This window comes from Agrobacterium sp. NPDC090283, assembly GCF_044769685.1.
Taxonomy (GTDB): Bacteria; Pseudomonadota; Alphaproteobacteria; order Rhizobiales; family Rhizobiaceae; genus Agrobacterium.
In genome coordinates this window covers 14,881-35,548 of record NZ_JBIVYG010000030.1, presented here as the reverse complement: position 1 = coordinate 35,548, position 20,668 = coordinate 14,881, and the positions used below count along the sequence as shown (strand labels likewise).

Below are 20,668 nucleotides of genomic sequence, written 5' to 3'. Positions count from 1 at the left end.
TTCTCAGAATGCTTCCGCAGCCAGTTCCATCATGGTGTCCGCGCCGGTTTCGATGCGGGCCTTGCGCAGCGCCGTTTCCGGCATGATGCGCTCCATATAAAACTTCGCCGTGACAAGCTTGGTCTTGAGGTAATCCTCGTCCGAAGCGCTGCCTGCCGCAAGCGCTTCGCTGGCGGCTTTCGCCATGCGCGCCTGCATGTAACCCAGCACCACGATACCGAAGAGATGCATATAGTCTGTCGAACCGGCACCGGCATTGTCGGGCTTGGCCATGGCGTTCTGCATGAACCACATGGTTGCGGCCTGCAGATCGTTCAAGCCCTTCTTCAAGCCCTTGGTGTAAAGGCTGAGCTTTTCATCAGCGCGGTTTTCCTCGCAGAAATCGCCGATTTCCTTGAACAGCGCCATCACGGCGCGGCCGCCATTCATGCCGAGCTTGCGGCCTACCAGATCGAGCGCCTGAATGCCGTTAGCGCCCTCGTAGATCATGGTGATGCGCGCATCGCGGACATATTGGCTCATGCCATGTTCCTCGATGTAACCATGGCCGCCGAAGACCTGCTGCGCCATGACAGCATGGTCGAAGCCCTTGTCGGTCAGTACGCCTTTCAGGATCGGTGTGACGAGACCGAGCAGATCGTCTGCCGCCTGCCGCTGCTTTTCGTCGGCGGCGCGGTGGGCGATGTCGGATTGCAGCGCGGTCCACAGAAGGAAGGCACGGCCGGCCTCGTTATAGGCCTTGATGGTCATCAGCGTGCGGCGGATATCGGGATGCACGATGATCGGATCGGCCTTCCTGTCCGGGAACTTGGCGCCGGAAAGCGAGCGGCCCTGAATGCGCTCACGGGCATATTCCACCGCATTCTGATAGGCGATCTCGCCGACGGAAAGACCCTGCAGGCCGACGCCCAGTCGGGCTTCGTTCATCATGACGAACATGGCCGACAGGCCCTTGTTCTCCGCGCCCAGCAGGTAACCCGTCGCATCATCGTAGTTCATGACGCAGGTGGCATTGCCGTGGATGCCCATCTTGTGTTCGATCGCGCCGCAGGTGACGCCGTTGCGCTCGCCCGGCGTACCGTCTTCCTTGACGAGGAATTTCGGCACGATGAACAGCGAAATGCCCTTGGTGCCTTCCGGTGCGCCTTCGATACGGGCGATCACCAGATGGACGATATTATCCGTCATGGAATGTTCGCCGGCGGAGATGAAAATCTTCTGGCCGGAAATCTTGTAGCTGCCGTCAGCCTGCGGCACGGCCTTGGTGCGCAGCAGGCCGAGATCGGTGCCGCAATGGGGTTCGGTGAGGTTCATGGTGCCGGACCATGTGCCTCCCACCATCTTCGGCAGATAGGTGTCCTTCTGCGCCTGCGTGCCATGCACGAGGATGGCGGCAATCGCACCCTGTGTCAGACCGGGATACATCATCAGCGACAGGTTGGCGGAAGACATATATTCGCCGATGGCGGCATGCAGCGTATAGGGCAGGCCCTGCCCGCCGAATTCCGGCGGAACGGCAAGGCCGATCCAGCCGCCTTCGCAATAGGCGTCGTAGGCGTCCTTGAAACCATCGGGCACGGAGACGGAACCGTCATCGGCGCGCTTGCAACCCTCTTGGTCGCCGGAAAGGTTCAGCGGGAAAAGTCGCTCTTCGGCAAGCTTCGCCGCTTCACTGGTGATGGCCTCGATCATGTCGGGGGTTGCATCCTCGAAGCCGGGCAGGTTGTTATACCGCTCCAGGCCGAGAACGTCGTTCAGGATAAAAAGCGTGTCTTTGACTGGGGCCTTGTAAACAGGCATTACCGATGTTCCTCCGCATCGTGGGCGCCGGAGCCAATCCGGCCGATATGGCATGACAATATTTGACGTGCGCGTAAACGTCAAACAAATTTCCGCGGAATGTCGACTTGCCATTTCGGTCAAACCGACGCCCGGCCGGGCGGGAGCTCGGTCCCCGCCGTAAAAGTTAAAAAATTCCGACCATAGTTAACCACTTCTTTACCACGTTTCGTGAATTCTCCCGACAGAGGTAACTGCTTCGTTCATCGGCGCATTTTCCTCCATGGGGGCAAATACCGGCTCTAGAATTGCTGCATGTTGCGGCGACGGCGTGGTGAGACAGGCAACGTCGCGACAGACAACCGGGCACGGCGGGCGGAAGCGAAGCGAGCGAAAAGATGAACGGATTGCGATCGAAAACCCAACAGCCAAGTGACAGATCGTCCCTTGATGCGCTCAATCGCACCATTGAAGGCCTTGAAGCCCGTATAGAGGGGCTGATGAGCCAGAAATTCCCGCGCGACCCGCGGGCCGCGAGCGCCCAGCCCGAGCCAAAGAACGAGAGCTATGCCGCGCAGCGTACCGCCGTCACGCCGCCGCAACTCGATCCCGTCAACGAAATCCGCCAGCGCCAGCGCCTCCTCGAAGCGAGCTTCCAGCGCCCGCAGGAACCCGTCGCCCGTCCGGAGCGGACGATTACCAGACCGCTTGCGCCGGAATATCGCGCGCGAGACACCCAGCAAACGGCTGCTCCCGTGCCGCGCGCCCGCGCCATTCCGCCCTATCAGGAACAGCAGCGCAATGACGCAGCCCTGCAGGAGATCGCGCAGGCGCTCGTCAATCTTCGCCATGAGCTGAAGCACGACATAACCGAGGGCGTTGCCCGCGAAGCGCAGGGGCTGCGCGCCGAAATCCGCAATATCCGCGCCGTTGCGGAAGACCAGCAATTCATCGGCGATCTGCGCGACGACATCGCGCGGCTGGCCGGCAGCATCGACCAGCTCGGCAACCTGGCATCTCCTGACGCCTATGGGCTGCGCAACGAATTCGAGGACCTGCGCCTCACCATCGACCAGCTTGCGCGCGAAGACAGCGTTCACCGGATCGAAAGCCGCTGGAACAATGTGGAAGACACGCTGCGCGGTTTCGATGCGGCCTCCTTGCAGGACGAGATCGTTTCGCTCGCCTATCGTCTCGATGACATCAAGACCCAGCTCGGCGGCATGAGCAACAATCCCGCCGTACGCGTGCTTGAGGAAAAGCTCATCACCATTGCCAGCGCCGTGGAGCAGCTCGGCAAGCACATGCAGCCCAACGAGGCCGCCTTTACCGAACAGTTTTCCGGTCTCGACCAGCGGCTGGACGAAATCAGTCGCGCCATTGCCGCAAGCGGCACGCGCACCAATGCGCAGGCAACGGACAATGCACTGGCGCAACGTCTGGAAAGCCGGCTGAACGGTCTTGCCGAACAGCTCGGCGACATCAACCGCCTTGCCGCCGCCAAGCCGGAACCGGCGCTTGACCTCACCGCCCGGCTCGAAGCGCTCTCCGGCAAGATCGACGAACTCAGCACCGCCCGCGACGCTGCGCAGCTGCACGAGCGGCTCGACCAACTGTCGCTGCTTCTGGAACGTTCGCAGCGCCCTTCGCAACAGGCGGAACTGACGTCCTTCCTCAGCGATATCTCCCGCAAGATCGACGCGCTGGATCACGGCGCGGTCAATGACGGCCTGGCAGAACGGCTCGACACGCTCTCGCGACGGATCGAGGACCTCGACTATCGCTATAGCCAGCCGCAGCCCGCATCCGGTCTCAGCGAAAGCGCCTTTTCCCGTCTGGAAGAGCGGCTCGGCACTATCGCCGCCCGTCTGGACGAGACCGCCCATGCCGCACCGGCCGACAGCCACGCGCTGGCGAGCCTCGAAAACCAGATCGCCCATCTCTCCACGCTGATCAGCCAGCCGGTGCAGATGCAGGCAACGGGCATGTCGCCTGAACTCGATGCCCGCATGGCGGCGATCGAGGATTACATGGCGTCGAACGATGAATATATCATCGAAGCGGCGCGGCAGGCGGCCGAGGCCGTTCTCGACGCTTATACCCGTAACAATCTTTCGGCCGGCGCAAACATCGCCGACATGACGATGCTAACAGATCTTGCGACCGATCTGCGCAACCTCGAAGCCCTGAGCCGCAATACCGAAGAGCGCACGCACCGGACATTCGAAGCGCTGCACGAAACGCTGGTGCAGATCGCCGGCCGGCTGGACAACCTCGACAACGCGCCCGCCTATCGCGACGAGGCGCCCCGCAACGTCGCGCAGCCTATGGTCACCCCCGCCCGCGAAGAAGCGCCGATGCCGGCCGCAATCTTTCCGGAAGAAGGCTATATTGCCGAAGAGCAGGCCATTCTTGATGATGACCGCGAAAACGACGCGGCAACGATCGTGCCGCCCGCCGCGGCAAAGCCCGCAAAGGCAGAAAAAAAGAGCCTGCTCGCCGGCCTGACAAAACGGTTCAAGACCGGTACGGCGAAAACCGCCAAAACCATTGAGGAGCCAGTCTCGGCCTCCTCCGCCCGCACCCAGGTTGAGCCCGCCCCGTCGCTCGATCCGATCGATGTTCTGCCGGCTGGCCAGGAAAATGAACTTCTGGAGCCGGGTTCGGGTGCGCCTGATATCAAGAAAATCCTCGAGCGCGTGCGCGCCACTCAGGTGGCCGCGACTGGCAAGGCTGCAGACGCCGAAGGACGGACGGATTTCATCGCCGCCGCCCGCCGTGCAGCGCAGGCCGCCGCCATGGAAACATCGCCGGAGAAGCTGGACTCCGGCAAGAAGGGCCGCAAGAGCGACACATCGGCGCTTTCGCGTTATCGCCGCCCGCTGCTTCTCGGCATCGGCGCCATTCTTCTGGCAATGATGGCCATGCCGCTCGTCAAGACGCTGATCGGCGGCGCGGAAGCTCCGGCACCGGTCATCGAGCAGAAGATGGAGAATGGCCCGGTTTCCGCACTTCCCGAAACCGGCGACAAGGCCGTGACCATTCCGTCCGATCTCGCCATCGATCCGGAACAGGCCGCATCGGCAGACAGCATCGAAAACGCCGCGCCGGCGCAGAACACCATCGATCCCCGCACCGTCGGCGGCGCACCGCTGCCGGATGAGCCGCCGGTTGCCGATGTTCCCGCCGTGGATCCCGCAAAGTCAGACACCGTCGCGCAGAATGAAGGGCCGAAACCGGCTGAGGTCACCACCACGACTATCCCTGCGCAGGACGCCATTGCGGTTCCCGCCAGCATCGAGCCGGCATCGCTCGCCGAAGCCGCCGCCAAGGGCGACACACAGGCGCTGTTCGAGATCGCAGCGCGCTACACCGATGGCCGCGGCGTTGCCGCAGACCGTGCGGAAGCGGCAAAGTGGTACAAGATGGCGGCCGATCGTGGCCTTGCGCCCGCGCAATATCGTCTTGCCAATCTTTACGAAAAGGCGAACGGCGTCGAGCGCAACCTTCCCGAAGCGAAGCGCTATTACACGCTTGCCGCGGAACAGGGCAATGCCGGCGCCATGCATAATCTCGCGGTCCTGCTCGCCTCCGACGCGGCCGGCCAGCCGGATTTCACCGCCGCCGCACAATGGTTCATCAAGGCCTCCGACCTCGGCGTCCGTGACAGCCAGTTCAACCTCGCCATTCTTTATGCGCGCGGCAGCGGCGTGAAGCAGGATATCGAAGAATCCTACAAGTGGTTCGCCATTGCCGCCAAGGATGGTGACGCGGATGCCGCCCAGAAGCGCGATGAGGTTGCCGGCGCGATGAGCCCGCAGCAGCTTCAGAGCGCCAAGGCCAAGGTGGATGCGTGGAAGGTCAAACCGCTTTCGGACGATGCCAACAGCGTCAACCCGCCCGAGGAATGGGCTGGCAAGGAGGGCGTGAAGACCGCCTCCGTGGATATGGAAAAGGCGATCCGCAACATTCAGGCCATTCTGAACAAGAACGGTTTCGACGCAGGCCAGCCGGATGGCAAGCTTGGCAAGAACACCGTGACAGCGATCAAGGACTTCCAGAAGTCCGTGGGTCAGACGCCGGATGGCCGTATCACCAACGAGCTGGTGACCGCGCTGCTCGCCCGCAACAAATAGGCCTTCGAGAACCGGCGAAGCGGCCCCATGGCCGCTTTCGCTCAGCCCGGCGCAGGAATGTGGCCGGTTGCCGACACACGGCCGCTATCTTTCCAAATTATCAACGTATTTACCGTTGAATGTTGACAGGTCAGGCCCTCGCGGGCATGACGGATGAAGGCCGGGCATGCCCGATCTTTTCAGACAGAAAGTGTAAATCGCGGCGCGGCCCCCACACCCGGACAGGCCCTGCCGCCCGGAACCATTTGCCCGAGGTCCGAGCCGTGACTGTCTATCTGCCGATCGCAGAACTGTCGGTGAATATTTTCATCATTCTCGGCATGGGCGCGGCCGTCGGTTTTCTGTCCGGCATGTTCGGCGTGGGCGGAGGCTTTCTGATTACCCCGCTGCTGATCTTCTATAATATCCCCCCCGTTGTGGCCGTGGCAACCGGTGCGAACCAGGTGGTTGCCTCCTCCGTCTCCGGCTCGATCACGCATTTCCGGCGCGGCACGCTCGACGTCAAGCTTGGCAGCGTATTGCTTGTCGGCGGTCTGGTCGGGGCGACGGTCGGCGTGTGGATATTCTCCTTCCTGCGCAGCATCGGCCAGCTCGATCTCATCGTCTCGCTGCTCTATGTCATCCTGCTCGGCACTGTTGGCGCGCTGATGCTGAAGGAAAGCATTTCGGCGCTGCGCCGCGCCGCCCGCAATGAAACCGTGACGCTGCGCCGGCCGGGCCACCACAACTGGGTGCACCGGCTGCCGCTGAAAATGCGGTTCAAGAAATCGAAGATCTACCTCAGCATCATTCCCGTCGTTGCGCTGGGCTTCGGCATCGGCATCCTCACCTCGATCATGGGTGTCGGCGGCGGCTTCATCATGGTGCCGGCGATGATCTATCTGCTGCGCATCCCCACCAGTGTGGTTGTCGGCACCTCGCTGTTCCAGATCATCTTCGTGACCGCCTATACGACCGTCGTTCAGGCGGCGACCAACTATTCCGTCGATGTGGTGCTGGCCTTCATCCTCATGGTGGCTGGCGTCATCGGTGCGCAATATGGCGTGCGGGTGGGTCAAAAACTGCGCGGTGAACAATTGCGCGCGCTGCTCGCCCTCCTCGTCCTCGCCGTGGCGCTTCGCCTTGCGGTATCGCTGGTGGTGCGCCCGGAAGACCTGTTTTCTGTTGCCGTCGGGGGGCTAGGTTATTGACCCGCCACCTGCTGCTCGCCGCCCTTGCTCTGTTCTCATGTCTTGTCCTCGGGCAAACTGCTTCGGCGCAAACACCGCCGCTCGCCGTGCTGCCCGGTCCGCAGCAACGGCCGCTGCAGGAAAATATCGAAATCGGTGCGTCGACAACGGAAATTCCCATCGCTTCGGATTTTCGCGGCGCGGATTTCACGCTTTTCGGTGCGCTGAACAATACCGACCAGCTACTGCTGGCCATCGGGCAGTACGACATTGTCGTGACGCTGGAAGGGCCGAGCGACTATATGACCGTGCGCAAGAAGGAACGGGTCGCCGGCATCTGGATCAATACCAGCGCCATCACCTTCACGCCGCTGCCGGAATCCTATTCCATGGCCAGCACGCGCAATATCAGCGATGTCGCCTCGCCCGGCACTCTGCGCGCCATGGGGCTGGGTGTCGACCATCTGTCGCTCAAGAGCGCCGTCTTCTCCGGCGTGCCCGACAATGTCTTCGATTTCCAGGAAGCCTATCGTCGGCTCAAGCTTTCGAGCGGCATCTATCGCAATGATACGACCGGGGTGCGGCTGGAACGCACCGGTCTTTTCTGGGCGACGCTGCGCCTGCCCGCCAATGTGCCGAATGGCGTCCACACCGCCCGCGCCTATCTCTTCAAGAGCGGCAAATTCATCGCCCAGCGCGAACTGAAGCTGCGCGTCGTCAAAACCGGCATGGAACAGGCGATCACCGACGCCGCGCATCAGACGCCGCTTGCCTATGGCGCGCTCTGCGTTCTGCTGGCCGTCGTGACCGGCTGGGGCGCCAGCATCATCTTCCGCAAGGACTGATCCGTTTCATCCCCCAAAATCGGGCGCTGGCCGCCCTTTCCGCCAAAGATAGCATTCGCTTCCGTCATCTGTTTGCTGTAAAATTCAAGGCGTTACAACCACGCACGCAGATCATGGCGGTAAGCGCGGTTGTGACCGGGATGAAAAGGAGAAATGTCATGTTCAAGCACATTCTCATTCCCACCGATGGCTCGCCGCTGGCGCAGATCGCAATCGACCAAGGGTTCGCTCTCGCCAAGGAGGCAGGCGCAAAGGTGACCGTCGTGACGGTATCGGAACCCTTTCACGTGATTGCCAGCGATGTCGAGGACATTGCCGCCATTGCAGAAGAGGAATTCCACCGCTGCGAAGAAGCAGAGCATCTGCTTCGGGATACGCAGGCGCAGGCAACATCCATGGGGCTGGATTGCGAAGCGCTCTTGGCACGGGCGGGAAGGCCCGACGAGGCGATCATCGAAGCCGCCAACAGGAGCGGCTGCGATCTCATCGCCATGGCCTCGCACCGGCGCCGGAGCTTCGTGGAAATGCTGCTCGGCAGCGTCACGGCCAAGGTGCTGAAGAATTCGAAGATACCGGTGCTGGTTTACCGGCAATAGAGCGTTTCCAGTAAAAGTGCGTCGCGGTTTTACGTCCGGACAATGCGTAAAAACAACGAGGCAACAGCGTCGATGCGCTCAGCCGAGCAGATTTGCAAACCGCACCGAATAGATGCGGTCCCTCCCCATCAGATGCGCGACGAGAGCGGCATGATCGAACAGGCCGCGCATGGCCTTATGCCGCAAATCCAGCCCTCCGCTCATGACCCCGAATGCCGGCATCAAAAGCCTTGAGCCGTCGGTGGCGAAACAGGGGCGTCGCACCGTCTTTTCGCGGCGACGCACGGTGGCGGAGGGATGCAGGTGACCGGCGATTTCACCGGCGGCATCGCCCGGTTTCGGCTCGTGGCGGAAGGTGAGGTTGCCGTAAAACATCTCGTCCACCGAGGACCCCGGCAGATCAACCGTGCCATCGGGGTCGTGATTGCCGTTGATCCATATCCATTCGCGGCCGCGGGCCATCTCGCGGATAAGTTCGCGCAACATGGGCGGCAGATGCTCCGACCCGACGCGGTCGTGGAAATTGTCGCCGAGGCTGACGACGATCTTCGGATCGTAGCGGCTGACGAGCGAGGAGAGAATCTTGAGGGTGGCGATGGTGTCATAGGGCGGCAGCATGCGTCCGCGCCGCGCAAAGGCCGCACCCTTTTCCAGATGCAGGTCGGAGACGACGAGCAGCGACAGGTCCGGCAGGTAGAGCCCGCCCAAAGGATCGCACCAGCCGGCAACGCCATTGATGGCGGTTTCGCTGCCAAGGCATTCGAAGCCATTTGAAAATCGGTCGCTCAATGTCAGCCGGCTCAGCACTTTTGTGATCGTTCCTTCATTGCGTATCTCAGGACATGGCCTCGGCGATCAGCTCGTCGGCGGCTTCGGCCAGCACATCGTCCATCGCCTCGCCCGCCACCGTCTCGCGGCCGATTTCCAGCATCACCGGAACGGCAAGCGGCGAGACATGTTCCAGCGCGCGATGGGTGGTGTGACCCTTGATTCGCTTCAGCATATCGCCAAGACGGCCAATATCCAAAAGTCCCGCCGCCGCATCGCGCCGCGTCGCTTCCAGCAGAATATGATCCGGCTCATGGCTGCGAAGAACGTCATAAATAAGATCGGCGGAGACCGTGACCTGTCGGCCGGTCTTTTCCTTGCCCGGATGGCGGCGTTCGATAAGGCCGGAAATGACGGCGCAGTTGCGGAAGGTGCGTTTCAGCATGAAGGATTCGTCCAGCCACGCCTCCAGATCGTCGCCCAGCATATCCTCATCGAGAAGGTCCGCCAGCGACAGGCGGCGGGATTTCAGCCGCATGCCAATATCCTCCATGGCCCAGATGGCAAGCGAATAATCGGTGGCGACGAAACCCATGGGCTTGGCGCCGGCCCGCTCCAGCCGCCGGGTGAGCAGCATGCCGAGCGTCTGATGCGCCAAGCGCCCCTCAAAGGGATACATGACCATGAAGAAACGCTTGCGGAAGGGGAAGGTCTCGACCAGCAGCTCGTCGCGCTTCGGGATGATCGATTTTTCCTTCTGGATCGCCAGCCAGTCGCGCACCTGATCCGGCAAAGCGTGCCAGCGCGCCGGGTCCGAGAGCATGGAACGCACCTGATCGGCGAGATAGGTGGAAAGCGGAAACTTGCCGCCGGCATAGGAAGGAATCTTCGGATCCATGGAGAAGGCCTGCGAGACCAGACATTCATTCTCCCTGATACCTTCGAAGCGCAGGACCTTTCCGGCAAAGAGGAACGTATCGCCCTGCACCAGCTGCTCGAGGAAATATTCCTCGACCTTGCCGAGCGACATGCCGCCGCGGCCGACCGTGCCCTTGGCGTTGCGCTTGACCATGCGGACATTGAGTTCCGCCGCCTCGACGATGGTGCCGAGGTTCAGGCGATATTGTTGTGCCACCGCCGGATTGGAGACCCGCCAGCGACCATCCTTCATCCGACGGATACGGGCGTAACGCTCATAGGTGCGCAGCGCGTAACCGCCGGTGGCGGTGAAATCCACCACCCGGTCAAAGGTGGTGCGCGGCAGATCGGCATAGGGCGAGGCGCTGGTCACTTCGCGGTAGAGATCGTCCGCATCGAAGGGTTCGGCGCAGGCCATGCCGAGCACGTGCTGGGCGAGAACATCGAGCGCGCCCTCGGCAATCGGCGGCGTATCCTGAGCGCCGATGTAATTGGCGTCCAGTGCTGCCCGGCACTCCATCACCTCGAAACGGTTGGCGGGAACGAGGATCGCCTTTGACGGCTCATCCATGCGGTGATTGGCGCGGCCGATGCGCTGGGCAAGACGACTTGCACCCTTCGGCGCGCCGACATGCACGACAAGGTCGACATCGCCCCAGTCTATGCCGAGATCGAGCGTGGAGGTGGCGACGACGGCGCGCAACTTGTTTTCCGCCATGGCCGCTTCCACCCGTCGGCGCTGGCCGGCATCCAGCGAGCCGTGATGCAGCGCGATCGGCAGATTGTCGTCATTGATGGTCCAGAGTTCCTGAAAGATCAGCTCCGCCTGCGAGCGGGTGTTGACGAAGATCAGCGTCGTCTGATGCTCCTTCAACGCGGCATAGAGATCCTTCATGGCGTAACGCGCCGAATGGCCGGACCATGGAATGCGCTCTTCCGTATGCAGGATGGCAATGTCCGGCTTTGCCCCGCCTTCGACGGTGATGAGGCCAGCGGGCGGCTCACCCTGCCCCTGCGGGGCGAGATAACGACGCAAGTCCATCGGCTCCGCCACCGTGGCCGAAAGGCCGATAAAGCGCACATCGGGCGCGTGCCGGCGCACCCGGGCGAGCGCCAGCGACAGCAGATGGCCGCGTTTGGAGGTGACGAGCGAATGCAGCTCGTCCAGCACCACATATTTCAGGTCACGGAAAAAGCGCTCGGCCTCCTTGTTGGCGAGCAGCAGCGAGACCTGTTCCGGCGTCGTCAGCAGAATATCCGGCGGCTTGATCTTCTGGCGCTGGCGTTTGCCCTGCGGCGTATCGCCTGTTCGTGTTTCGATGGAAATCGGCAAGCCCATTTCGGAGACGGGCCTGGTGAGATTGCGTTCGATATCCACCGCGAGCGCCTTCAGCGGTGAGATATAGAGCGTGTGCACGCCGACAAAACCGGAGCCAGGCGGAACCTTGCCGCGCTCCGCCAGATCGGTGAGCGAAGCCATGAAGCCGCCCAGCGTCTTGCCGGCGCCCGTCGGTGCAATCAGCAGCATGTTTTCACCGCCGCGTGCCCGCGCCATCAATTCCAATTGGTGGGCGCGCGGAGACCACCCCTTTTCGGCAAACCATTTCTGGAATGGAAGGGGCAAGGCGCCGACATGGGTGCCGGAAATGGGGGACTCGGTATGTTTCACCTCTTCAAGGTAGTGAAAACCCTGCGAAAAAGAAGGGCATAACGGGGCCGCTTGACAGGAAAGCATAATCATGGATAAATAATATCCATGATTATGACGCAAACCACACAGGGGCAAGCCGGATGAAACTCGGTGACGGCGTGGAACAGGCCATTCACAGCGTCGGCATGCTGGCAGGGCTTTCCAAAGGCGGTGTGCTGTCGGCGGCCGCGCTGGCTGAATTCCATGGTGTTTCCACGAGCTATCTTCTGAAACACCTGCAGTCGCTGTCCAATGCCGGCATAGTCGCCACCGTATCGGGGCCGAAGGGCGGTTATCGTCTAGCCCGGACGACCGACGCGATCACGCTGCTGGATATCGTGCTGGCTGTGGAAGGGCCGCAGCCCGCTTTCCGCTGCGCGGAAATCCGCCAGCGCGGGCCGAACCCCTTGCCGGGGCGTTATTTCACCAGGCCCTGCGGCATCAACGCCGCGATGCTGAAAGCGGAGAAAGCCTATCGGGCGGAGCTCGCAAAGACCACCATCGCCGACATTCTCGGCGATCTCGCCGCCAATGATGATGGCGGGATTGCCGCGCGCGGCTGCGCCTTTCTGGAGCTGAACGAGCGTAAGACAGCGGCGCGCTGAAGCCGGAAACAGGCACCCGAAGAGACCGAGCTACACCGGAGAGCTTCGCCGCTTTCCGGAGCGATGATGCATGACTTCCAATAGACCCAACCAATGGAGAGACCCATGAAAACCCGCATCAACTATGCCAAAGCATCCCCCGAAGCCTTCAAGGCCGTCATGGCGCTGGAAAATTACGTTCAGGGCAGCGGGCTCGAGCGCCGCTTCGTTCACCTCATCAAGCTGCGCGCCTCTATCATCAACGGCTGTGCCTTCTGCGTGGATATGCATGTGAAGGAAAGCCGCCATGACGGGCTTTCCGAACAATGGATCAACCTGATGAGCGTGTGGCGGGAATCCCCCGTTTATACCGAACAGGAAAGAGCCCTGCTTGGCTGGGTGGACGCGGTGACGAAGATCGCCGAAACCGGCGCCCCGGATGACGCCTTCGAGACACTGAAGGCGCATTTTTCCGACGAGGATATCGTGAAGATCACCGTCGCCATCGGCACCATCAACACCTGGAACCGCATCGCCGTCGGCTTCCGTTCGCAGCATCCGGTCGAAGCCGCGGCCAAGGCAGCCTGATCTCCGCAGCCCGAACTGACGACCGCTACATGGCGATGTAGCGGTCGTTCCTGTGATTGATGGCGAGCGTGAGGTTCATGACCAGCGCGCCGAGGACGGAGCAGACGATGACGAAAGGTGTGGCCACGAAAAACGAACAGGCCAGCACCATGCCGTCAAAGGCGAGCTGCACGAGGCCGGCGCGCCAGCCGAAACGATCCTGCAGATAAAGCGCCAATATGCCGAAGCCGCCGAGGCTGGTGCGGTGGCGAAACAATGCCAGCATGCCGGCAGCAACCGTCAGCCCGCCGAAAAGTGCAGCAGCAACCGGATTGATGCTCTGAAAGGCGAAAAAGCCGGGCATATATTCCGACAGCAGCGCCGTCATGGCGATGGCGCAGAAGGTCTTGACCGTGAAGGCGAGGCCAAGGCGACGGAAGGCGAGATAATAAAACGGCAGATTGACGAGGAAGAAGACCGTGCCGAAACTGAGGTCAGTGCCGTAATGCACGAGAAATGCCAGACCGACCGTGCCGCCCGTCAAAAGGCCGGCAGCGGAAAACAGCGTGACACCGAGCGAAACCAGCATGCTGCCGGCGAGAACGCCCTGCGCGTCTTCCAGCAATGAATGCCGATCCGGCGCCGAGACCCAAAGGTTCAGACGCCTGCGTGCGCTCGTATCGTCCATGCCCTTTTCCCCTGACTTTCGGCCCCTGCCGAACTCGCGTTCTTTCGCTTTTCCTCGAAACGCGAAAACACTCTAACTCTTTGTTTTCGCGCATTTCCGGACGGAAAACCGGGTTCCACTTTTCCTGGAAATGCTCTATTGCGCCGAAGCACTCCGGATTTCAACACCTTTGCTCAACGCACGACGATGTATCTATCCGAGCGGTGATTGATGGCGAGAAACATGTTGAGAACGAAAGCGCCGACAATCGAATAAACGACCGTGGCCGGATCTATGACGAGGAAGGCGCAGAGCATGACGAAGGCATCGAAGGCAAGCTGGATCAGACCGGCGCGGATGCCGAAACGGTCCTGAATATAGATGGCGAGAATGCCGATTCCGCCCAAGCTGGCGCGATGGCGATAAAGCGCCAGCAAACCATAACCCAGAAGCAGACCGCCAAGCAGCGCCGCCCAGAGCGGATTGATGCTGTCGATCACCATCCAGCGCGCCTCCACTTCCGTCAGCACCGAAACGAGGCCGATGGCGATGAATGTCTTGAAGGAGAAAGCGAGGCCGAGGCGGCGGAAGGACAGGTAATAAAACGGCAGATTGACGAGGAAGAACAGCAGGCCGAAGCTGATACCGAAGGCATAATGAAGGAGGAAAGCGACGCCGGCGGTGCCGCCGGTCAGAAGGCCGACCTTGTTCAGGAGATAAAAGCCAAGCGCCGACACAATGGCACCGGTGATGATGCCCTGCACGTCCTCCACCGGCGCATGTCTGGCCGGATCGGAACTCCACATGCCGTAAACGCTTCTCGTTCTGCTCACGCTTTTTTCCCCAGGTTCAGGCATATTTTGCACTGCAAAAAACGTCTGAGCAAGATGGATACGTAAGGAAGCCTGACCTATCGTAAAAATGGCAAGAAACGGAATGTTCAGGCTTTGGCGCGGGCAAGAAAAAGAATGCCGGAAAGGGGTTTTCCGGCATCCTTGCGAATGGTGGTTTTGCGGATTTCGATGAGGGAGAAGCCCGTCCGCTCAAGAAGCTCGGTCACGTAGCTTTTCGAATGGGCGTAACGAAGGGACTCCCGCAACACGAAACCGTCTTCCTCCCCCGCATCCTCCACCGAAAAGGCGAAAAAGCCTGAAGGTGCGAGCAGGGCGGAAACGAGCGGCATGACGGTTTCGAGACTGCCGAGATACATCATCACATCGGCGGCGGCGACGAGGTCGGCGCGGTGCTCTACCAATGCCGGAGGGAACAAACCTGAGATATGCGCCTCAAGCGAAAGATCGGCCTGGCCGAGATAGTCGTAAAGACCCTTTTCCTCCGCCTTGGCCAGCATGTTCTGGGAAATATCGAAACCTTCCAGCCGTTTCGAGAAAGGGCGGATTTCAACCCCGAGCAGGCCCGTGCCGCAGCCAATATCGATGATGGTGTCGAAGACGTCGCTATCCGCAGCCTTGCCGATCAGTTCCGCCAGCTTTTGCGGCACGCTGTAGTCCAGCTTTTCCACGAGCGAGGTTTCGAAACGGTCGGCGTAGTCGTCGAAGAGCCCTTCCACATAGCGGCTCGGCGGTTGCTCCGGTGTTTCGGCGGCGCCGAGAACCGCGAGTTTCAGCTCGGCTGCAAACAGCCCTTCCGTATCCAGTTCGGCGACCTTCTCGTAAGCCGCTATAGCTTTTGCGGTCTCCCCCGCTTTTTCGTGATACTCCCCGAAGCGAAACCAACCCGCCGTCCACCGTGGCGCAAGTTCCAGCGCCTGTTCCATAAGTTCGGCGGCGGCGGGATAGTCACCGCCTTCCGCCAACATGCGGGCATAGTCGGCCCGGCGGTCGGCAATGACGTCACCGGAAGAAAACTGGTTTGGGGCCATCAATGATTTCCTGAGAAGATGCCGGCTGTCATTTATCAAGCCATAAAAAAACTCAAGTCCTATTTCATGGCCCCTGCGTGGAATTGGCGAATATGACGCGATATAGTGCGCCGAAACTTGCATCGAAGCGTCGTGCTTCATATGTCAGGACAAAACAGGAGACGTGCTGATGGCCGGTGAGGTCAACAAAATGCTGGGTGACACGGTGGCCCGCACCGTTGTGAAGCTGCTGGTGGTTTCATTGCTCGTCGGCTTTCTGATGGCTATCTTCGGATTGACGCCATGGAACATCATCTATGGCGCGCGGGATTTCGTGGTCGACCTATGGCGCAGCGGTTTCCATGCGCTGGGCGCGATCGGCGACTATCTGATCCTCGGGGCCACGATCGTCATTCCCGTTTTCATCATCCTGCGCCTTCTGAGCTACCGCCGCTGACATGACCGATACTTCGCTTCAGACGCTTACCCGGCGCGGTTTCGTGCTGCTTTCCGCCGGTTCCGTTCTTTCCGCCTGCGTGTCCATGCCCACCAACAAGGGCATGCCATCAGGCACCCGCGACGAGACGGCGGCGGCCCTTCCCATGGTCAATGATCTGCGCCGCTCCAAGGGGCTTTCGCCGCTCGCCATCAATGGGGCAGCCAGCGGTGCCGCCGCCTATCAGGCCGGCCGCATGGTCAAGGCCCAGAAGATGGCGCATCTGATCGGCCTGACCGACAGTTTCCTGATCCGCATGAAAGACGGCAATGTGCCGCTTCCGGCAGCGGAAAACGTGGCCGCCGGGCAGGATAGCGTCGAGCGGGTGGTGAAGGCCTGGATCGGCTCGCAACACCATCTCGAAAACATGCTCGGGCCCTATAATGGCCTCGGCGTCGCGGTCGCCTATGACGCGGCCAGCCGCAACCGGCCGTATTGGGCTATGGTGCTCTGCGCCTGAGGTAAAGCGGCGGGAACCATCCTCTTCCCTCATTCCTTGCTCGTCACAGGAATCCAGCCGACGTGCGTCTGCGCGGCGGGAAGAGTCGTTTCAGCCCAAGGACTTGGGCTGGCTGGATCCGTGTGACATCCTCGGACTTGTTCCGGGGAACAGGGGTGAGGATAGGATAGCGCAAGAAAGATGCTTCTTGACGGAATAGCAACGCGCTCCGTCAAACCACGCTCAGCCGAGCTTGCGATCCGCCCAGCGGTCCACCGCGCTGTCGCGCAGCTCGCGAATGGACTGCACGCCCTCGCGGGCGACCAGCTTCGACAGGCCCTTGACGATCGCCGAGGGCAAGCCGGGACCTTCATAGACCATGCAGGAATAAAGCTGCACGAGATCGGCCCCCGCCCTCACCTTTTCCAAAGCCGTCTCTGCGGATGAAACGCCACCGACACCGACGATCGGCAGGTTGTCGCCGACCCGGCGGCGCATCTTGGCGAGAACCGTGGTGGAAAGCTCGAACAGCGGCTTGCCCGACAGGCCGCCAGCCTCGCCCTTGTACGGGCCGGGTCGCAGGCCTTCACGCGAGAGGGTGGTGTTCGAGACGATCAGGCCATCGAGATCATGGGCGAGTGCCTCTTCGGCGACGTCGTCCAACCCCTCTTCGGTCAGATCGGGGGCGATCTTGAGGAAGACCGGAATGCGTTTGCCGAAACGTTCGGCCTCCGCCTTGCGACGCTCCAGCACGGCCGCGAGAAGGGCGGCAAGGCTTTCCCGCGCCTGCAGGTCACGCAGGCCGGGCGTGTTGGGCGAAGAAATATTGACGGTGAAATAGGACGCGACCGAATAAAACGCCTCGATGCCCTGCACATAATCGGCGATGCGGTCTTCGCTATCCTTGTTGGCACCGATATTCACGCCGACGATGCCACGCAGCTTTGCCTGCTTCAGACGTTCCAGCGCCGCGGCATGGCCTTCATTGTTGAAACCGAGGCGGTTGATGACGCCTTCATCCTCCACCAGACGGAAGATGCGCGGTTTGGGATTGCCCGATTGCGCCTTGGGCGTGACGGTACCGATTTCGGTAAAGCCGAAACCGAGCCTCAGAAGCGGCCCCGGGACTTCCGCATTTTTGTCGTAACCCGCCGCCATGCCAAGCGGATTGGGAAAGACGAGGCCCGCCACCGTCTGCTGCAGACGCGGATCATGCGGCACCATGCAGGTGGGCAGGAAGCCGCTTTTCAGCGCCGCGATGGACAGCCCATGCGCCTTTTCCGGATCGACCAGAAACAGGCCCTTGCGGCCGATCGAGGAAAATAATCCGCTCATCACAAAATCTCCGGAAACTGGTGCTGGCCATCGTGACCGAGCGAAAGCGGCGTTTCCCAAAGCACGGCGGTCAAGGGAAGAGACGCATAGAGGTGAGGAAAGAGATCGCCGCCTCTGGAAGGTTCATAGACCAGCTTGTCGCCAAGCGCCGCGCCGTCGACCGCGATCAGAAGCAGATCGACCTGGCCGGAAAAATGCCGCGCGGCGGTTTCGGCCACCTGCTTTGCCGTCGAAAAATGAATGAAACCGTCGGTGAAATCGATGGCCGCGCCTTCGAAGACGCCCTTCGCCTTTGCCGCACTCCACAACGTCTCCGGCACGATTTTATAGATGATCGCGGGCGTTTCCTGCATAGGGCTCTCCAAGGCTTTCCACTCAGCGGGATTTGCCGCAAAGCTCGAAGATTGTCCACAGTTTCCACGGCATTTTTATTGCGCAGAGCCCGAAAGACCGCATGTCCACAAGCTTTTCCTTGTAATGCGGGACCGATTGGCGCAACCTTTGGCGGAGGAGCCGGATGTGTTTCGACCACCGGCAAATGGGAGTGAGCCAGTATCATAAAAAGAACCGCATAACGCCCTTGGGAGGGGGCCAGAATGTCGGAACTTGTCATTATCATCGCAGATGACCACCCGCTTTTTCGCGGCGCCCTGAAACAGGCCGTATCCGGCCTCGATGGGCAACAGAGCATTATTGAAGCCGGGGATTTCGAGGCCGCCCGAAGCGCGGCCGCAGCGCGCAACGACGCCGATCTCATGCTTCTCGACCTCGCCATGCCGGGGGTGAGCGGATTTTCAGGCCTGATGGCGCTCCGGGCGGAATTCTCCAGCCTGCCGATCGTCATCGTTTCGGCAACCGACGATGCGACCACCGTGCGCCGCTCCATCGAACTCGGCGCTTCCGGTTTCATTTCCAAATCCTCTGGTATCGACGATATCAGAGATGGTATCCGCGCGGTTCTGGAAGGCGACGTCTGGATACCGGCGGGTCATCAGGGCGATAAGGAACAGGATCCTGACGTGGCGGATCTCATTGGCCGGCTCAGAACGTTGACGCCGCAGCAAAGCCGGGTTCTGGGCATGCTGGCCGAAGGGTTGCTGAACAAGCAGATCGCCTATGAACTCAATGTTTCCGAAGCCACCATCAAAGCGCATGTCTCCGCGATCCTGCTGAAGCTCAAGGTCGACAGCCGCACCCAGGCGGTGATCCAGCTCGCCAAGATCAACACATCCGCCATGGTGGCATAGAAAAGGATTTTATTCCTTTCCTTGCTTTACTCCTGACTGGATTTGGTCTAGATTCCGGTCAGTAAACGACAGGAGCTTTCCGCTATCGGCTCCACTTGCGGGCTTTCTATCATGCTGTCACACGAGACGATCTGGAGCGCCATCGATACGCTTGCCGAACGCCACCAGCTGACGCCTTCGGCATTGGCGAAACGCGCCGGTCTCGATCCCACCTCGTTCAACAAATCGAAACGTTTCGGCCCGGATGGCCGCAAACGCTGGCCTTCAACGGAATCCGTCTCCAAGGTGCTGGAGGCGACGGGGGCAAGCGTCGACCAGTTTTTCGGTTATGCTTTCGGCAGGGCGCAAACGATGCAGCCTTCCGGTGCCGACAACGCCATTCCCCTGCTCGGTTTCGCGCAGGCGGGTTCGGGCGGCTTTTTCGACGATGGCGGTTTTCCGGCGGGTCAGGGCTGGGATGTGGTGGAGTTCCCCTCCTCTCCCGAGCGCAAACAGGGTGTCTATGCGCTGGAGGTGCAGGGCGAGAGCATGATGCCGCTTTACCGTGACGGCGACATCCTCATCGTGGAGCCCGGCGCGCAGGTGCGGCGCGGCGACCGCGTAGTGCTGAAAAGCCGCGATGGCGAAGTGATGGCCAAGGTGCTGGCGCGGCAAAGCCCTAAAAACATCGAGCTTCTTTCGCTCAACCCGGAACATCCGAACCGCAGCTTCGACATGGCCGAGGTGGAATGGATCGCCCGTATCATCTGGGCCAGCCAATAATCCTCAACTGCGTTTTCCGCGGGATCGACCGGGTACGCGCGCTGAGAATATTCGTTTAAAGACCGAGTGTCCTTGCGGCGGCATCGACCGTCATGATCTTCGCGCCTCCCGACACCGCCCTGCGGACGAGACCCTGAAATCTGCCTTCCGGACAACCGTAGAAGCTCGGCGTCTGCGAAACATCATGGGTGAAGATGATGAGCCAGCCGCCTTTTTGCAGAACATCCTCCAGCCAGCCATCGGCAGCGTCGAGGTAGTTTTGATCCGAACGCAACTCGACTGCGGCAAGATTATGCGGGTCGACACTGCCCCGGTTAATCCCTGGCATGATGCCGCGCGCCGTCCTGAACCGGCGTCGCAACAGCGGTTGCATGACCGGTGAGGCCATGCCGAAGGGAACGGAGAAATTGCGCCCGTGGCGGCTTGCATCGAACGAGCCGAGCACGCGGTCATTGCGATCGAGATCCTCTTCCAGCCCCCGTCGGGAAAAGCTCGAAAGTTTGCGATGGGAAAAGGTGTGGCAGGCGAGCTCATGGCCGGCCGCCGCCAGTTCCGAGCAGCCTTTCGCGGAAATCATCTGCTGCTGTCCATCGTATTGGTCGATAAACACGCCGGCGATGTAAAACGTGCCGCAAACGCCCTCGTTTTCCAGAATGCGCGCACCCGCCGTCCAGGCGCTCGCCGGCACATCGTCGAATGTGAAGGACACGATCGGTTCGGATGTTTCGATCCGCACCGCCGGTCCCGGAAAATAGCGCACCAGCCGGTTATTGATCCGGTCTGTAAAAGTCCCGATTTTTTGCGTCATA

19 protein-coding genes are annotated in these 20,668 nt (G+C 60.9%); 10 read left to right on the top strand and 9 right to left on the bottom strand.

What is annotated here, in order from left to right; translation table 11 throughout:
- Window positions 1-3: 3 nt before the first annotated feature.
- Window positions 4-1,800 carry an acyl-CoA dehydrogenase C-terminal domain-containing protein gene (locus ACIQUH_RS26660; protein WP_400820952.1) on the bottom strand — a complete coding sequence of 599 codons (1,797 nt, stop codon included), beginning with the start codon at window positions 1,798-1,800 and terminating at the stop codon, window positions 4-6.
- 377 nt (window positions 1,801-2,177) lie between these two features.
- On the opposite strand from ACIQUH_RS26660, the gene podJ reads away from it, so the two are divergent.
- From podJ to ACIQUH_RS26640, 4 genes are all read left to right on the top strand, one after another.
- Entirely contained in the window at window positions 2,178-5,915 is a 3,738-nt protein-coding gene (gene podJ, locus ACIQUH_RS26655) for a cell division protein PodJ (RefSeq protein ID WP_400820950.1), read from the top strand.
- A gap of 263 nt (window positions 5,916-6,178) precedes the next feature.
- A complete protein-coding gene (locus tag ACIQUH_RS26650; RefSeq protein ID WP_400820947.1) occupies window positions 6,179-7,105 on the top strand; it encodes a sulfite exporter TauE/SafE family protein in 927 nt (308 codons plus the stop codon).
- Entirely contained in the window at window positions 7,102-7,929 is an 828-nt protein-coding gene (locus ACIQUH_RS26645; protein ID WP_400820945.1) for a TIGR02186 family protein, read from the top strand. Before ACIQUH_RS26650 ends, ACIQUH_RS26645 begins: the two co-directional genes overlap by 4 nt.
- 158 nt (window positions 7,930-8,087) lie before the next feature.
- Window positions 8,088-8,525, top strand: coding sequence for a universal stress protein (locus tag ACIQUH_RS26640; protein ID WP_003522788.1), 438 nt, complete (start codon window positions 8,088-8,090; stop codon window positions 8,523-8,525).
- A 78-nt stretch (window positions 8,526-8,603) separates the two neighbouring features.
- Here the strand turns inward: ACIQUH_RS26640 and pdeM are convergent, their stop codons facing one another.
- Complete coding sequence (gene pdeM, locus ACIQUH_RS26635) at window positions 8,604-9,332, bottom strand: ligase-associated DNA damage response endonuclease PdeM (protein WP_400820942.1); 729 nt, start codon at window positions 9,330-9,332, stop codon at window positions 8,604-8,606.
- A 28-nt stretch (window positions 9,333-9,360) separates the two neighbouring features.
- On the bottom strand, window positions 9,361-11,952 hold the full coding sequence (locus ACIQUH_RS26630; RefSeq protein ID WP_400820940.1) for a ligase-associated DNA damage response DEXH box helicase: 2,592 nt from the start codon (window positions 11,950-11,952) through the stop codon (window positions 9,361-9,363).
- A 50-nt stretch (window positions 11,953-12,002) separates the two neighbouring features.
- On the opposite strand from ACIQUH_RS26630, the gene ACIQUH_RS26625 reads away from it, so the two are divergent.
- Both ACIQUH_RS26625 and ACIQUH_RS26620 read left to right on the top strand, forming a co-directional pair.
- Window positions 12,003-12,506: an RrF2 family transcriptional regulator gene (locus ACIQUH_RS26625; protein WP_400820937.1), complete on the top strand. Its 504-nt coding sequence runs from the start codon at window positions 12,003-12,005 to the stop codon at window positions 12,504-12,506.
- A 105-nt stretch (window positions 12,507-12,611) separates the two neighbouring features.
- On the top strand, window positions 12,612-13,073 hold the full coding sequence (locus tag ACIQUH_RS26620; RefSeq protein WP_400820936.1) for a carboxymuconolactone decarboxylase family protein: 462 nt from the start codon (window positions 12,612-12,614) through the stop codon (window positions 13,071-13,073).
- 25 nt (window positions 13,074-13,098) lie between these two features.
- On the opposite strand, the gene ACIQUH_RS26615 is transcribed toward ACIQUH_RS26620, so the two are convergent.
- The 3 genes from ACIQUH_RS26615 to ACIQUH_RS26605 form a co-directional block, all read right to left on the bottom strand.
- Complete coding sequence (locus ACIQUH_RS26615) at window positions 13,099-13,740, bottom strand: YitT family protein (protein ID WP_400820933.1); 642 nt, start codon at window positions 13,738-13,740, stop codon at window positions 13,099-13,101.
- A 173-nt stretch (window positions 13,741-13,913) separates the two neighbouring features.
- Window positions 13,914-14,525: a YitT family protein gene (locus ACIQUH_RS26610; RefSeq protein ID WP_400820969.1), complete on the bottom strand. Its 612-nt coding sequence runs from the start codon at window positions 14,523-14,525 to the stop codon at window positions 13,914-13,916.
- A gap of 134 nt (window positions 14,526-14,659) precedes the next feature.
- Entirely contained in the window at window positions 14,660-15,601 is a 942-nt protein-coding gene (locus ACIQUH_RS26605) for a methyltransferase domain-containing protein (RefSeq protein ID WP_400820931.1), read from the bottom strand.
- Between the two features lie 169 nt (window positions 15,602-15,770).
- On the opposite strand from ACIQUH_RS26605, the gene ACIQUH_RS26600 reads away from it, so the two are divergent.
- Window positions 15,771-16,037 carry a DUF6460 domain-containing protein gene (locus ACIQUH_RS26600; protein WP_003493739.1) on the top strand — a complete coding sequence of 89 codons (267 nt, stop codon included), beginning with the start codon at window positions 15,771-15,773 and terminating at the stop codon, window positions 16,035-16,037.
- A gap of 1 nt (window position 16,038) precedes the next feature.
- Window positions 16,039-16,536, top strand: a complete 498-nt coding sequence (locus ACIQUH_RS26595; protein ID WP_400820927.1) for a CAP domain-containing protein — start codon at window positions 16,039-16,041, stop codon at window positions 16,534-16,536.
- Window positions 16,537-16,758: 222 nt separating this feature from the next.
- On the opposite strand, the gene ACIQUH_RS26590 is transcribed toward ACIQUH_RS26595, so the two are convergent.
- Window positions 16,759-17,850 (bottom strand): quinone-dependent dihydroorotate dehydrogenase, encoded by a 1,092-nt coding sequence (locus ACIQUH_RS26590; protein ID WP_400820924.1) that lies wholly within the window; start codon window positions 17,848-17,850, stop codon window positions 16,759-16,761.
- Window positions 17,850-18,203: a DUF952 domain-containing protein gene (locus ACIQUH_RS26585; protein WP_400820922.1), complete on the bottom strand. Its 354-nt coding sequence runs from the start codon at window positions 18,201-18,203 to the stop codon at window positions 17,850-17,852. The genes ACIQUH_RS26590 and ACIQUH_RS26585 overlap by 1 nt, the downstream gene beginning before the upstream one ends.
- Window positions 18,204-18,446: 243 nt before the next feature.
- On the opposite strand from ACIQUH_RS26585, the gene ACIQUH_RS26580 reads away from it, so the two are divergent.
- Complete coding sequence (locus ACIQUH_RS26580) at window positions 18,447-19,097, top strand: response regulator transcription factor (RefSeq protein WP_035265127.1); 651 nt, start codon at window positions 18,447-18,449, stop codon at window positions 19,095-19,097.
- A 111-nt stretch (window positions 19,098-19,208) separates the two neighbouring features.
- Complete coding sequence (locus tag ACIQUH_RS26575; protein ID WP_400820919.1) at window positions 19,209-19,859, top strand: helix-turn-helix transcriptional regulator; 651 nt, start codon at window positions 19,209-19,211, stop codon at window positions 19,857-19,859.
- A gap of 55 nt (window positions 19,860-19,914) precedes the next feature.
- Here the strand turns inward: ACIQUH_RS26575 and ACIQUH_RS26570 are convergent, their stop codons facing one another.
- A complete protein-coding gene (locus tag ACIQUH_RS26570) occupies window positions 19,915-20,667 on the bottom strand; it encodes a polysaccharide deacetylase family protein (RefSeq protein WP_003519936.1) in 753 nt (250 codons plus the stop codon).
- Window position 20,668: the final 1 nt, after the last annotated feature.

Coding starts and splice junctions, on each gene's coding strand:
- ACIQUH_RS26590 (WP_400820924.1), bottom strand. CDS start 17,850: ATGAGCGGATTATTTTCCTCGATCGGCCGCAAGGGCCTGTTTCTGGTC.
- ACIQUH_RS26630 (WP_400820940.1), bottom strand. CDS start 11,952: ATGATTATGCTTTCCTGTCAAGCGGCCCCGTTATGCCCTTCTTTTTCG.
- ACIQUH_RS26615 (WP_400820933.1), bottom strand. CDS start 13,740: ATGGACGATACGAGCGCACGCAGGCGTCTGAACCTTTGGGTCTCGGCG.
- ACIQUH_RS26595 (WP_400820927.1), top strand. CDS start 16,039: ATGACCGATACTTCGCTTCAGACGCTTACCCGGCGCGGTTTCGTGCTG.
- ACIQUH_RS26575 (WP_400820919.1), top strand. CDS start 19,209: ATGCTGTCACACGAGACGATCTGGAGCGCCATCGATACGCTTGCCGAA.
- ACIQUH_RS26605 (WP_400820931.1), bottom strand. CDS start 15,601: ATGGCCCCAAACCAGTTTTCTTCCGGTGACGTCATTGCCGACCGCCGG.
- ACIQUH_RS26625 (WP_400820937.1), top strand. CDS start 12,003: ATGAAACTCGGTGACGGCGTGGAACAGGCCATTCACAGCGTCGGCATG.
- ACIQUH_RS26580 (WP_035265127.1), top strand. CDS start 18,447: ATGTCGGAACTTGTCATTATCATCGCAGATGACCACCCGCTTTTTCGC.
- ACIQUH_RS26620 (WP_400820936.1), top strand. CDS start 12,612: ATGAAAACCCGCATCAACTATGCCAAAGCATCCCCCGAAGCCTTCAAG.
- podJ (WP_400820950.1), top strand. CDS start 2,178: ATGAACGGATTGCGATCGAAAACCCAACAGCCAAGTGACAGATCGTCC.
- ACIQUH_RS26585 (WP_400820922.1), bottom strand. CDS start 18,203: ATGCAGGAAACGCCCGCGATCATCTATAAAATCGTGCCGGAGACGTTG.
- ACIQUH_RS26570 (WP_003519936.1), bottom strand. CDS start 20,667: ATGACGCAAAAAATCGGGACTTTTACAGACCGGATCAATAACCGGCTG.
- ACIQUH_RS26610 (WP_400820969.1), bottom strand. CDS start 14,525: ATGTGGAGTTCCGATCCGGCCAGACATGCGCCGGTGGAGGACGTGCAG.
- ACIQUH_RS26640 (WP_003522788.1), top strand. CDS start 8,088: ATGTTCAAGCACATTCTCATTCCCACCGATGGCTCGCCGCTGGCGCAG.
- ACIQUH_RS26660 (WP_400820952.1), bottom strand. CDS start 1,800: ATGCCTGTTTACAAGGCCCCAGTCAAAGACACGCTTTTTATCCTGAAC.
- ACIQUH_RS26600 (WP_003493739.1), top strand. CDS start 15,771: ATGGCCGGTGAGGTCAACAAAATGCTGGGTGACACGGTGGCCCGCACC.